10 protein-coding genes and 1 tRNA gene are annotated in these 12,629 nt (G+C 65.9%); 6 read left to right on the top strand and 5 right to left on the bottom strand.

What is annotated here, in order from left to right; all coding sequences use genetic code 11:
* Window positions 1-19 precede the first annotated feature (19 nt).
* The 4 genes from M1D44_RS03110 to ilvD all read left to right on the top strand — a co-directional run bounded on the left by M1D44_RS03110 (window position 20) and on the right by ilvD (window position 4,307).
* The gene (locus tag M1D44_RS03110) at window positions 20-1,189 is read left to right on the top strand and encodes an ABC transporter substrate-binding protein (protein WP_024975000.1); all 1,170 of its coding nucleotides are present in this window, start codon (window positions 20-22) and stop codon (window positions 1,187-1,189) included.
* A 21-nt stretch (window positions 1,190-1,210) separates the two neighbouring features.
* Window positions 1,211-2,095 carry an NAD(P)-dependent oxidoreductase gene (locus tag M1D44_RS03105; protein ID WP_316684114.1) on the top strand — a complete coding sequence of 295 codons (885 nt, stop codon included), beginning with the start codon at window positions 1,211-1,213 and terminating at the stop codon, window positions 2,093-2,095.
* Window positions 2,096-2,160: 65 nt separating this feature from the next.
* A tRNA-Leu gene (locus M1D44_RS03100) sits at window positions 2,161-2,245 on the top strand.
* Window positions 2,246-2,447: 202 nt separating this feature from the next.
* Entirely contained in the window at window positions 2,448-4,307 is a 1,860-nt protein-coding gene (gene ilvD, locus M1D44_RS03095; RefSeq protein ID WP_024974998.1) for a dihydroxy-acid dehydratase, read from the top strand.
* Between the two features lie 84 nt (window positions 4,308-4,391).
* Here the strand turns inward: ilvD and dkgB are convergent, their stop codons facing one another.
* The 3 genes from dkgB to M1D44_RS03080 are packed head-to-tail and all read right to left on the bottom strand — an operon-like array spanning window position 4,392 to window position 7,366.
* Window positions 4,392-5,198, bottom strand: coding sequence for a 2,5-didehydrogluconate reductase DkgB (dkgB, locus tag M1D44_RS03090; protein ID WP_316853106.1), 807 nt, complete (start codon window positions 5,196-5,198; stop codon window positions 4,392-4,394).
* Between the two features lie 24 nt (window positions 5,199-5,222).
* Window positions 5,223-6,425, bottom strand: coding sequence for an MFS transporter (locus M1D44_RS03085; protein WP_316853105.1), 1,203 nt, complete (start codon window positions 6,423-6,425; stop codon window positions 5,223-5,225).
* Window positions 6,422-7,366 (bottom strand): TIGR03571 family LLM class oxidoreductase, encoded by a 945-nt coding sequence (locus M1D44_RS03080; RefSeq protein ID WP_112184311.1) that lies wholly within the window; start codon window positions 7,364-7,366, stop codon window positions 6,422-6,424. Before M1D44_RS03080 ends, M1D44_RS03085 begins: the two co-directional genes overlap by 4 nt.
* Window positions 7,367-7,609: 243 nt before the next feature.
* Here M1D44_RS03080 and M1D44_RS03075 point away from each other — a divergent pair, with 243 nt between their 5' ends.
* A complete protein-coding gene (locus tag M1D44_RS03075) occupies window positions 7,610-8,047 on the top strand; it encodes a MarR family winged helix-turn-helix transcriptional regulator (RefSeq protein ID WP_024974994.1) in 438 nt (145 codons plus the stop codon).
* A gap of 4 nt (window positions 8,048-8,051) precedes the next feature.
* Window positions 8,052-9,869, top strand: a complete 1,818-nt coding sequence (locus M1D44_RS03070; protein WP_316684118.1) for a chloride channel protein — start codon at window positions 8,052-8,054, stop codon at window positions 9,867-9,869.
* Between the two features lie 9 nt (window positions 9,870-9,878).
* Here M1D44_RS03070 and M1D44_RS03065 read toward each other — a convergent pair whose 3' ends face one another.
* Together M1D44_RS03065 and M1D44_RS03060 are read right to left on the bottom strand one after the other, a co-directional pair.
* Window positions 9,879-11,546: a GGDEF domain-containing protein gene (locus M1D44_RS03065; RefSeq protein ID WP_024974992.1), complete on the bottom strand. Its 1,668-nt coding sequence runs from the start codon at window positions 11,544-11,546 to the stop codon at window positions 9,879-9,881.
* A gap of 1 nt (window position 11,547) precedes the next feature.
* A complete protein-coding gene (locus M1D44_RS03060) occupies window positions 11,548-12,549 on the bottom strand; it encodes an NAD-dependent epimerase/dehydratase family protein (protein WP_204360024.1) in 1,002 nt (333 codons plus the stop codon).
* Between the last annotated feature and the right edge of the window lie 80 nt (window positions 12,550-12,629).

Genomic DNA, 12,629 nt, shown 5'->3' with positions numbered 1-12,629 from the left:
CGAACTTCCCGGAGATTTCATGACGACCCGACGTCGCCTGCTGTGCGGCATGGCGCTCCTTGCCAGCGCTGCCGCCATCGCCCTGCCCGCCCAAGCCGACATCCGCGTGGGTGTGGTGCTGTCGACCACCGGCCCCGCTGCGGCCATCGGCATCCCGAGCAAGAACACCGTGCAGATGTGGCCGGCGACCATCGGCGGTCAGCGCGCGCAGGTCATCATTCTGGACGACGCATCTGACCCCTCGATGGCGGTGCGCGATGTGCGCAAGCTGATCGCCGAAGACAAGGTGGATGTGATCGTCGGTCCGACGATCGTGCCGACGGCGCTGGCCTCGCTCGATGCCGTGGCCGAAGGTCAGACGCCGATGATCACGCTGGCCGCCTCCGCTTCCATCGTCGAGCCGCAGGACGCCAAGCGCCACTGGGCGTTCAAGATGCCGCAGAACGATTCGCAGATGGCCACGCTCGTCACGCAGCACATGGCGGACAGCGGCGTGCATACCGTCGGTTTTATCGGCTTTACCGATGCGTATGGCGAAAGCTGGTGGCGTGAATTCTCGAAGCTGGCCGAGGTGCGCAAGCTGCGCGTGGTGGCCAACGAGCGCTTTGCGCGCACAGATACCAGCGTGACCGGCCAGATTCTCAAGTTGATGGCCTCCAAGCCCGACGCCATCCTGATTGCCGGGGCCGGCACCCCGGCCGCGTTGCCCCAACGCACGCTGGTGGAGCGCGGCTACAAGGGCCGCATCTACCAGACGCACGGGATCGCCAGCACGGAATTCCTGAAGGTGGGCGGCAAGGACGTCGAAGGCACCCTCTTCCCGACCGGCCCCGTGGTGGTGGCGCGCGAGCTGCCAGCCAGCCATCCGGTACGCAAGGTGGCAGTTGAGTTTGCCGAGCGCTATGAAGCCAAGTATGGCCCCAACACCGTCACGCAATTTGCGGGCGACGCCTGGGGCGCGTGGCAGTTGCTCGACAACGCCACGGCCCGCGCGCTCAAGACCGGCGCCAAGCCTGGCACGCCCGCTTTCCGCGCCGCCCTGCGCGACGCGCTGGAAACCACGCGCGATCTCACTGTGCCCAACGGCGTGCTGAACCTGAATGCCCAGGATCACCAAGGCTTCGACCAACGCTCGCGCGTGATGGGCATCATCAAGAACGGCCGCTTTGCTTACGCTGGCCCGCGCTAATCAAACACGCACAGATCTGCCATGACACGTATCGCCTTCATCGGCCTCGGCAACATGGGCACGCCGATGGTCCAGCACCTCATTGCCGCCGGACACACCGTGCGCGCCTATGTGCGCCGTCCGGAGGCAGCGGACAACGCCCGCGCCATCGGCGCCGAGCCTTGCAGCACCCCCGCCGAGGCTGCACGCGACGCCGAAGTCATTTTCACCAACGTCACCTCCACGGCCGATGTGGAAGGCGTGCTGCTGGGGCCGGACGGCGTCGTCCATGGCGCACCGCGTGGCGCGGTGTGCATTGATCACAGCACGATCTCGGCCGTGGCCACGCGCCGCATGGCCGCCGAGTTGGAAGCGGCGGGCCTGGAGTTCCTGGATGCGCCGGTCTCCGGCGGCACCGCAGGCGCGCAAAAGGCCACGCTATCGATCATGGTGGGCGGCAAGACCGAGGTGCTGGAACGCGTGCGCCCGCTGCTGCAACTTCTGGGCACCACCATCACGCACGTCGGCGACCACGGCGCCGGCCAGGTCGCCAAGGCCTGCAACCAGATCGTGCAGGTCATCAACATCCAGGGCATTGCCGAGGCCATGCTGTTTGCACGCGCCCAGGGCACCGACCCGTCGCGCGTGCTGGCTGCCATCGGCCCGGGCTTTGCGGGCAGCCGCATGCTCGACATGATGGGCCCGAAGATGGCCGAGCGTAACTTTGCCGCCGGCATCGAAGCACGCCTGCACGACAAGGATTTCGGCCTCGTGCGCGAGATCGCCCAGGAACTCGGCCTGCAGATGCCGGCGATGGAGCTGGTGGCTTCGCAGCTCAATACGCTGGTCGCCAATGGCTGGGGGTATGACGATACGGCATCGCTGCTGCGCGTGCTGGAGCAGCAGAACAATCAGCAGGCGGATTGAGCATTGCCCGGCCGCCTTGTTCGCATGGCCGAACTTCTGGCATAATTGCCGGCTCATCAGCACCTGCCCGAGTGGTGAAATTGGTAGACGCAGGGGACTCAAAATCCCCCGCCGCAAGGCGTGCCGGTTCGATTCCGGCCTCGGGCACCAGAATTCAAGCCGCTTCTGTTCACGCAGAAGCGGCTTTTTCATTGGCCATTCGCCAACCCAATTGCAGCCGGCAACACGCCCCGCCTGGCGTGGGATAATGCGGGTTTTGCCCCGGGCGCGGCTCAAGAGGTTGATCGCACGGGCATGAGGGCCTGTATCCGCGTGGCCCGCTCCCCATTTCGAACCTTCTTCAGTACCCACAATGCCCGCATACCGTTCCAAAACCTCCACCGCCGGCCGCAACATGGCGGGGGCACGCTCGCTCTGGCGCGCCACCGGCATGAAAGATGAAGACTTCCAGAAGCCGATCATCGCGGTGGTCAACTCGTTCACCCAGTTCGTGCCCGGCCACGTGCACCTGAAAGACCTGGGCCAGCTCGTCGCGCGCGAGATCGAAGCCGCGGGCGGCGTCGCCAAGGAATTCAACACGATTGCCGTCGATGACGGCATCGCCATGGGCCACGACGGCATGCTGTATTCGCTGCCCAGCCGCGACATCATTGCCGACTCGGTCGAATACATGGTCAACGCGCACTGCGCCGACGCCATGGTGTGCATCTCGAACTGCGACAAGATCACCCCGGGCATGCTGATGGCCGCCATGCGCCTGAACATTCCGGTGATCTTCGTCTCGGGCGGCCCGATGGAAGCGGGCAAGACGCGCCTGGCCAACCCCGTCACCAAGGCCATCGAGATCAAGAAGCTCGACCTGATCGACGCGATGGTGATCGCGGCCGACAGCAAGTATTCCGATGAGGAAGTGGCGGAAGTCGAGCGCTCGGCTTGCCCGACCTGCGGTTCGTGCTCGGGCATGTTCACGGCCAACTCGATGAACTGCCTGACCGAAGCCCTGGGCCTGTCGCTGCCGGGCAATGGCACAGTGGTCGCCACGCACGCAGACCGCGAACAGCTCTTCAAGCGCGCCGGCCGCCGCATCGTTGAACTGGCCCGCCAATACTACGAACAGGAAGACGAGCGCGTGCTGCCGCGCTCGGTCGGCTTCAAGGCATTTGAAAATGCGATGACGCTGGACATCGCGATGGGCGGCTCGACCAACACGATCCTTCACCTGCTGGCGATTGCACAGGAAGCCGAAATCGACTTCACGATGACGGATATCGACCGCCTTTCGCGCGTCGTGCCGCAGCTGTGCAAGGTCGCACCGAACACGAACAAGTACCACATCGAAGACGTGCACCGCGCAGGCGGCATCATGGCCATCCTGGGCGAACTGGACCGTGCCGGCAAGCTGCACACCGATGCACCAACCGTGCACGCGCCCACGATGAAGGATGCGCTGGACCAGTGGGACATCGTCCGCACGTCGGACGAAGCCGTGCAGACGTTCTACCGTGCCGGCCCGGCTGGTATCCCGACGCAGGTCGCGTTCAGCCAGAACACGCGCTGGCCGAGCCTGGACCTGGACCGCGCCGAGGGCTGCATCCGCTCGAACGAGCATGCGTTCTCGAAGGAAGGCGGCCTGGCCGTGCTAAGGGGCAACATCGCGCTGGACGGCTGCGTGGTGAAGACCGCTGGCGTGGATGAAAGCATCCTCGTGTTCGAAGGCACGGCGCACGTGACGGAATCGCAGGACGAAGCGGTCGAGAACATCCTCGCCGACAAGGTCAAGGCTGGCGACGTGGTGGTCGTGCGCTACGAAGGCCCGAAGGGCGGCCCCGGCATGCAGGAGATGCTGTACCCGACGAGCTACATCAAGTCCAAGGGCCTGGGCAAAGCCTGTGCCCTGCTGACGGACGGCCGCTTCTCGGGCGGCACGTCGGGCCTGTCGATCGGCCACTGCTCGCCGGAAGCGGCGGCAGGCGGCGCGATTGGGCTGGTGCGTAACGGCGACAAGATCCGCATCGACATCCCCAACCGCACGATCAACGTGCTGGTGTCGGACGAAGAACTTGCACGCCGCCGCGAAGAGCAGAACGCCAAGGGCTGGAAGCCCGCGCAGCCGCGTCCGCGCAAGGTATCGGCCGCGCTCAAGGCCTACGCAAAACTCGTCATGTCGGCGGACAAGGGCGCCGTGCGCGACCTGTCGCAACTGGACGACTGATGCGCGGCGGGCCATGCGCCCGACTGATGCAAAAAGAAGCCGCTCTTCGGAGCGGCTTTTTCTATTGCGCCGGCAGCGCAACGTTCAATCCCACTGCGGCGCAAGCCCATCGGGTGACACCTCGCGGCCGTTGCGCTCAAGCGCGGCAATCTGCGCCATGTCGTCGGCAGTCAGTTGCAGTGTTCGCGCGCGCAGGTTGCTCGCCAGGTTCTCGCGCTTGGTCGACGATGGGATCACCGAATAGCCGAGCTGCATCGCCCAGGCCAGCGCGACTTGCGCCGGCGTTGCCTCATGCCGCTGTGCAATCGCGCCGATCACCGGATCGCCCAACACCTTGCCGTAAGCAAGCGTCATGTACGACGTGACGCGGATGCCCTCGCGCTGTAGGAAATCGACGAGCTTGCGGTTCTGCAGATACGGGCTCAGCTCGATCTGGTTGGTGGCGATGGCGTCTTTGCCAACCACCGCAATCGCCTGTTGCGTCAGGGCGATGTTGAAATTCGAGACGCCGATCTCGCGCGTCAAACCCCGGGCCTTGGCATCGGCCAGCGCGCTCATGAATTCTTCGAGCGACACGCCGTTGTTAGGCGCAGGCCAGTGGATCAGCGTGAGGTCGACGTAGTCGGTGCGCAGCTTGGTGAGGCTGTCTTCGAGGCTCGCCGCGAGCTTGCCCCGGGCGTAGTTGTCAACCCAGATCTTGGTGGTCAGGAACAGGTCTTCGCGGCGCACGCCGGAGCCGGCAATTGCCTCGCCCACCTCCGCTTCATTGCCATAGATTTGCGCAGTGTCGATTGTGCGGTAGCCGAGTTCGAGGCCGTTGCGAACCGAATCGATGACAACCTGTCCCTTCAGGCGAAACGTGCCGAGGCCGAAGGCGGGAATCTTGTTCATCTTGTGCTCCAAAGGGAAACCGGATCAGGGGTTCATGGCCAGGCGCGTCCGACGCTGAACAACGTGCAGACCAACCAGCGCGAGACCTGCCGCCGCAATCACTGCGCCGACAATCGGCACGGCCGCATAGCCCAGGCCTGCAGAGATGGCCGCGCCGCCCGCTGCTGCGCCGAGCGCGTTGCCGAGGTTGAACGCGCCCACGTTGACCGACGATGCGAGCCCCGGCGCCTCAGCTGCGGCACGCATCACGCGCATCTGCAGCGGCGGCACGACCGCGAAGGTGGCAATGCCCCATACCAGCAGCTCGGCGGCCGCACCCGCGTGCGTCTTGGCGAGTACAGGGAAGGCGAGCATCGTCACGATCAGCAGCAACAGAAAGCCGATCAGGCTGCCGTCGAGCGAGCGATCGGCCAAGCGGCCGCCGGCGATGTTGCCAATCGAAAAACCGATGCCGATCAGCACCAGCATCGCCGTCACGAACGCTGGCGAGGCGCCGGTCAGTTCGGCGAGCGTCGGGGCGACGTACGTGTAGAGCGTGAACATCGCGCCCGCACCGAGCACCGTAGTGGCAAGCGCGCCCAGCACAACGGGACGCGTCAGCACGGCGAGTTCGGCACGCAGGTTGGGCATCTTGCCGGCATCGCCCTTCGGCAGCGCGGCGAACAGGCCCGCGATTGCGATCAGGCCCAGGCTGGCCGTGGCGGCAAACGACATGCGCCAGCCGATCATCTGTCCAAGCCACGTCGCGGCCGGCACACCGCCGACGTTGGCGATCGTCAGGCCCATGAACATCGTGGCCACGGCGCTGGCCTGCTTCTCGCGCGGCACGAGGCCGGCGGCAACGACCGAACCCAGCCCGAAGAACGCGCCGTGGTTGAGGCTGGTGACGAGCCGCGCGAGCAGCAGGGTCGTGTAATCCGGCGCAACGGCTGACAGCAGGTTGCCGATGGTGAAGATGCTCATCAGCGCGATCAGCGCCTTACGCCGCGGCCAGCGTGCGAGCAGCAACGTCATGATCGGCGCACCGACCATCACGCCGATCGCGTAGGCGCTGATCAGCATGCCGGCCTGCGGAATCGATACATGCACGCCGTCGGCAATGACAGGCAGCAAGCCCATCGGCGAGAACTCGGTGGTGCCGATACCGAAGGCACCTGCGGCAAGCGCGAGCAGCGGCAGCGTCGCGCTGCTGCGTGTGGTCTCGGCGGAAGTGGGGGTGGGGTTCATGCGGTGTACTCCAAAGCAGAGGAATGGAAAGCGGGCAGGACCTCTGCCGCGATTTCCGCAAACGTTTCGGCAAGCGGGCGACGATTCCGGCGGAAATGCAGCCCGATATGCTGAACACCCGCCTCGCGCATCGCTGCCAGCTCTTCGGACAGTGCGATGCGCCCGGCGCGTGCGCCAAAGCGATGGCGTTGCAGCGGCTCGTGCGGGTCATCCGCCAGATCGAGGTGGATGAAGCTCACGTAGGGCTTGTCGCCCGCAACGGCACGCCATGCGGCGGCGCGTTGCGCGTGGTCGGCCGGCGTGCCCGGATAGGCGAGGCAACCGTCCATGTGTGTGCCGATCCAGGTCGGCGTCTGTTGCGCGAGGCCCGCCACCAGCAGCGGGAGCGGCGCGCGCATGGCCGGCAGAACCTCCACGCCGATGGGCAAGCTGCCGCGCGCGCTGTCACGCAAAAGCGCGATCTGGTCACGGAAGCTTGCACCGCGCGATTCGAAATCGCGGCCGAACAGCGGATATTCCACGGGCCGGTCTCCGCTCGCCACGCCGAGCAACAGACGACCGCCGCTCAACTCCTGGATGCTTGCGGCCGATTTGAGCGTCAGCAGCGGCTCGCGCAGCGGCAGAACAACGGCGGCGGTGCCGAGCAGAATGTTGCGCGTGATGCCGGCTAGGTAGCCCAGATACGAGAACGCTTCGAACACCTGCGCAGCATCGCCGAATGCGGGGTCGTACACCGGCACATCGCGCACCCACAGGGCACGAAAGCCGAGCGAATCCGCGAGTTGCGCGAGGGCTGCGTGGTGTTCGATATCGGGCACACCGTGGCGGCGCCCATCGCGCAGCCGCTTGGCATCGCCAGCGGGGGACCAATCGTTGTCGAGTGGCAACTCGATGCCGATGGTGAAGCCGCCGTGAGTCAGTTTGTCGAGTGTGGGAGGCATGGTTGTGATCGGGTCAAAAGGCGCTAACGGCGAAGCGTTCGCTATCAGCGCAATGAGCATGGACCGCAGTGTGCGTGCGCCACCTTTGCAGAAAAACCCGCCCGTCGACGAAACAGTCTTGATTGGCAATCAACAATCCGTGCAACTCAGAACGCACTCCAGGTTGGCAATACAGCAACATGGCAGGCCTCTCCAAATATGTCACACTGTGATATATTCCAGCCCGAACCTTTTGATTCCGCCATGTCCACCCGCGCCCGACCTCTGTCCAAGCAGGATTTCGAGAGCCTCTCCGATTTCCGCTACCACTTGCGCCGCTTCCTGCGCGCCTCTGAAGATCTGATCCACGCCAAGGGCATCACGCCGCTGCAGTATCAGTTGCTGCTGCACGTGAAAGGCTATGCCGGGCGCGAATGGGCCACCGTCGGCGAACTGGCCGAGCGCCTGCAGGCCGCGCCGCATGGCACGGCGGCACTCATCACACGCTGCGAAGAAGCGGGCCTGGTCGAACGCCGCCAAAGCGACACCGACGCACGTCAGGTGGAAGTGCATCTCTCCAGGAAGGGTGACCAACTTGTTGCGCTGCTGGCCGGGCTGCACCAGAGCGAGCTGTCAACCTTCAGCCGCGCTTTCAAGATCCCCCACCTCGATCACCCCGCCGAACCATCCGCCGAGCAGTAACGTCATGCAAACCCTTGAACACCAACAGCATCGGCGCGACTTTGCGACCGACACCACGCTGTTCCGCACCACTGCGCTGGCGGTTGTCATCGCTGCGTTTGCCACGTTGGCAGCCGTGGTGCTGCTCAACCTGATCCGCTTCTTCACCAACCTGTTCTTTTTCCAGACGCTGTCGCTGGCGGATCGCTCGCCGGCCACCAACACGCTCGGCGCCTGGGTGATTGCGGTACCGCTCATCGGCGGGCTGATCGTCGGGCTGATGGCGCGCTTCGGCTCGGAGAAGATTCGCGGCCACGGCATTCCCGAGGCCATCGAAGCCATCCTGTTCGGCAAGAGCAAGATGTCCCCGAAGGTGGCGGTGCTCAAGCCGCTGTCCTCGGGCATCGTGATCGGCAGCGGCGGCCCGTTTGGCGCGGAAGGCCCGATCATCATGACGGGCGGCGCGATCGGCTCGCTGTTCGCGCAGTTCTTCAAGCTGACGGCCGCCGAGCGCAAGACGCTGCTGGTGGCCGGTGCTACGGCGGGCATGACGGCCGTGTTCGGCACGCCGGTGGCCGCGCTGCTGCTGGCGGTGGAACTGCTGCTGTTCGAATGGCGCCCGCGCAGCATGCTGCCCGTGGCGGTGGCGTGCGCGGTGGCGGGCTTCCTGCGTGTACTGGTGCTGGAACCTGGCCCCCTCTTCCCGCTGGAAACCGCACCGGCGACGCTGCCAGCGCTGGGCTCGTGCGTGGTCGCCGGGTTGCTGTGCGGCGCGCTGGCACGCTCGCTGTCGATGGCGCTGTACAAAACTGAAGACCTGTTCGGCCGCCTGCCGATCCACTGGATGTGGTGGCCGGCCATCGGTGGCCTGGTGGTTGGCATTGGCGGTTATTTCGAGCCGCGTGCGCTCGGGGTCGGCTACGACGTCATCGGCGATTTGCTGCACAACCATCTCGCCATCCGCGTGGCGCTGGCGCTGCTGGTGGTCAAGGCCGTCATCTGGGTGATCGCGCTGGGTTCCGGCACGTCCGGCGGTGTGCTTGCTCCGCTGCTGATGATGGGCGCCGGCTTGGGGGTGCTGATCGGGCCCGTGCTGCCGGGGGGTGACCCGGGCTTGTGGCCGCTGGTGTGCATGGCCGCCATGCTGGCCGGCGTGCTGGGCGCCCCGCTCACGGCCATCGTCTTCGCCTTCGGGCTTACCCACGATGTGAACGCGCTGCTGCCGATTCTGCTGGCGGTGGCGGTGTCCTACGGCTTTGTCGTGCTGACCATGCCGCGTTCGATCATGACCGAGAAGATCGCACGCCGCGGCTTCCACATCTATCGCGAATACGCCGTCGACCCGCTCGAGCGTCACGCCGTGGATGAGGTGATGACGCGTTCGGTGCAGACCATCGACGCACAGGCCACGCTGGCCGATACGCTCGCCAACCGCTTTGGGGCCAAGCAGGCACACCGCGCGTTTCCGGTGGTGCGAGGTGGCCCGAATGGCGCGTTGATCGGCATGCTCGACCGCGATGCCCTGCTAGCGGGCCAGAAGCGCGGCGCCATCACCGTTGCCGAATTGTTCGGTGCGAATGCCCCCGTGATGGCATTGCCCGGCGAGACCTGCCGCATCGTCGCCACGCGCCTGGCAGTGCATGGGCTGGAGCGGCTGCCGGTGGTGGCCGATTCGCAATCGCGCGCGCTGGTGGGCATTGTCTCGCGCAGCGATCTGGTCAAACCCTCGCTGGCGTTTTTTGATGAGGAGCAACGCCGCGAGCGCTTCCGCCGTGTACCGCTGTCGGGCACGCGCACGCAGCTCGAACTACGCCGCCGCCGCGCTGGACGCGCCGCGCGCTAGTCGCCAGTTTCAGCCGGCCACGTGCCGGTTGCGACCGCTTTCCTTGGCGCGATACAGCGCCAGGTCGGCGCGCTTGAGCATCTCCGACGCGGTATCGCCCGGCCGGCAGACCGTCATGCCCATGCTGACGGTCATCGACAGCCCGGTCGGGAAACTCTCGTCCGTCTCTGCCACCGCAGTACGCAGGCGCTCCGCCACCTCAGTGGCCGTTTCCAGTGTGGTGCGGCCCATCACCATGGCGAATTCCTCGCCGCCCAAACGCCCGACCAGATCACTGCTGCGCAGCACGCTCGTCGCAAGCGACGCAAAGCGCTGCAGCGCCATGTCGCCCACTGCGTGGCCCCATGTGTCATTGATGCGCTTGAAGTGATCCAGATCGGCCAGCACCAGCACGAGCGGTTCGGCGCGGTTGTGGGCTCGCGCGAGCACCGTGTCGAACAGCGCCAGGAAGCGACGCCGCGTCAGCACACCCGTGAGATGGTCGAAATGCGCCTCGTTGGCGAGCGCGCTATTGGTGCGTTGCAGCCGCTGGTTCAAATGGCGCGTTACACGGTGATGCTGCCGCTCGCGCACCAAAGACCACGCCACCAGCACGAACGTCACCAGCACGCTCACGAACAACACGAAGCCGATCGCGCGGTTGCGCGCATGGTTGGCAAGCTGCTGGCCCCACGCAGGCAGCGGCTCGGCCACGACGATGGTGAGGTCCGCACTGGCACTGCGCGACACGGCGAGCGAAGGCATCGCACTGCCCTCACGCCAGGACAGCGTGTCGCGCACCTCGGCCGGCACCCAGCGGGGCACATCGTGATGCGCCTTGGCAGTGGGCTGATAGGGCCACGGCTCGAAGTCGACACGCTGGTAGGCGTTGTACCGGTCGCTGGCACGCATGCGCTGCAGGCGCGCATCCGGCAGGATCTTGCCCACCAGCGACGCGTCGGTCGACAGAATGATCAATCCGTTTGGATCGGTCACCAACGATGTCGGGTGCGACACCCAGTGCTGCAGCCTCGCAAGGCTTACCTTGGTGCCCATCGCCGCGACCAGGTACCCACCAGCGTCATACACCGGTGCAGCGAAGAACAGGCCCGGCACGCCCGTCACCCGGCCCACCGTGAATTGCTCGCCCAGGCCGCCCAGCATCGCCTCCTTCATGTACGGCTGCATGCTCGACTGCACGCCGACGAACGAATCGGCATGACCGGCGTTATTGGCCAGCACCACGTAATTGTGTTGGTTGACAACCCAGACGTAGTCGAGTCCGAGATTGCCGGCGGTCGCGTTCAGGAATGCATCGATGTCGACCACTTCCGGGTGCGACGTCGCCTCTTCAGCACGCGAGCCCTGATCCATCAGGTTCCAGCGCCGGGTGTCGACGCGCGCCACGGCACGCGGGATGGCATCGATCTGCGCGAGCGTCTGCGGCAGCGCGCGCAGCAAGGCCACGTCGGCCGTGATCTGGTTCGACATCCCTTCCGCCACCTGCGCAGCCAGCTGGCGCCGCGCATCGACCATCTGCTGCATGTCGCGCGCGCTCATCGAATCCGCCACGAAGCAGGCGGCAAACCATGAGACGCCTACGCCCACCACCGCCGCCGACAGCCAAAGCGCCAACCGCGCAAGGCGCAGCCGGGCGCCGTGCGACGACGTTGCAGGTGCGGGCGCAGGCGCCTTCATGTCAGGCCTCGCTGCTCAGGAAATCCGCCACCGTTGGGTAGCGCAGCGCCACGCGCAACTCGCGCGCTAGCCGCGTGTTGCGAAGCCGGCGCGATTCGCTCATGAACGACAGCAGTGCCGGCTCGATCTGCTGGGCGGCCTCGGCCCGCGAAATGCGCGGTGGCCGCTGCAAGCCGCGCGCGTCGGCCACGGCGTCAAAGTAATCGCCCATGCGCAGCTCCGATGCATCGCTGGCATGCACCACGCGCTGCGGTTTCCCCCGGAACAGCGCGGCAATGACGGCGCGCGCAAGGTCGTCGGCGTGGATGTGGTTGGTGTAGACATCGTCTTCCGGGCGCAAGGCGGGCGTGCCGCGTTCGAGCCGCGCGACAGGCAGCCGGTCGGCTGCATAGATGCCTGGAATGCGCAAAATCGACGTGCGCCAGCCGCCGCCCGCACCGAACCAGCGCACGCGGCGCTCGGCAGCGACACGGCGTTGGGCACGCGCCGTGGTTGGCTTCACCGGGCGGGATTCGTCGACCCAGGCGCCGCCCGCATCGCCGTAGACGCCACTGGTGCTGGCATACACGAACGCGCGCGCTTGGAGGTGAGTTTTCAAGCGGCCAGTGAGGCCACCCGACCTGCGCGCCCGCTCGGGTAAAATGCGACGTTTTGTGGCCCGGGAAACCGGAGCCGGCTGCGTCAGCGCGTGCAGTAGCGCGGCGGTACGCGGATCATCGTTGCCGACAGCGGGCGGCGGTGCCAGATGCAGCACGCGGAGGCTTAAACCTCGCAGGCGGCGCAGCGACGCGGGATCGTCCAGATTGGCGACAATCGGCACGGCGCCGGCTTCGCGCAACGAAGCGCGACCTTCGGGGCGTGAGGTGACGGCAAAGACGCGAAAACGCGTGCGGAGCATCGCCAGGCAGCGTTGTCCGACATCGCCGCAACCGACGATCAACACGCGGGGAAGGCCCAAGCGTAGTGAAGATTTGGATGGCCGAGCGACTGACTGATTCACCATCGGACGTGCTGCCGGATTGACCACCATTGCATGCCCAGACGGGCGACCAGACACTCTTTTCAACATATTCGGATTGTAGT

The sequence above is a fragment of the Ralstonia sp. SA306 genome (assembly GCF_054792405.1).
Note: the sequence above shows the minus strand (reverse complement) of the source record. Positions and strands in the feature narration are given on the sequence as shown.

Coding starts and splice junctions, on each gene's coding strand:
- M1D44_RS03110 (WP_024975000.1), top strand. CDS start 20: ATGACGACCCGACGTCGCCTGCTGTGCGGCATGGCGCTCCTTGCCAGC.
- M1D44_RS03105 (WP_316684114.1), top strand. CDS start 1,211: ATGACACGTATCGCCTTCATCGGCCTCGGCAACATGGGCACGCCGATG.
- ilvD (WP_024974998.1), top strand. CDS start 2,448: ATGCCCGCATACCGTTCCAAAACCTCCACCGCCGGCCGCAACATGGCG.
- dkgB (WP_316853106.1), bottom strand. CDS start 5,198: ATGAACAAGATTCCCGCCTTCGGCCTCGGCACGTTTCGCCTGAAGGGA.
- M1D44_RS03085 (WP_316853105.1), bottom strand. CDS start 6,425: ATGAACCCCACCCCCACTTCCGCCGAGACCACACGCAGCAGCGCGACG.
- M1D44_RS03080 (WP_112184311.1), bottom strand. CDS start 7,366: ATGCCTCCCACACTCGACAAACTGACTCACGGCGGCTTCACCATCGGC.
- M1D44_RS03075 (WP_024974994.1), top strand. CDS start 7,610: ATGTCCACCCGCGCCCGACCTCTGTCCAAGCAGGATTTCGAGAGCCTC.
- M1D44_RS03070 (WP_316684118.1), top strand. CDS start 8,052: ATGCAAACCCTTGAACACCAACAGCATCGGCGCGACTTTGCGACCGAC.
- M1D44_RS03065 (WP_024974992.1), bottom strand. CDS start 11,546: ATGAAGGCGCCTGCGCCCGCACCTGCAACGTCGTCGCACGGCGCCCGG.
- M1D44_RS03060 (WP_204360024.1), bottom strand. CDS start 12,549: ATGGTGAATCAGTCAGTCGCTCGGCCATCCAAATCTTCACTACGCTTG.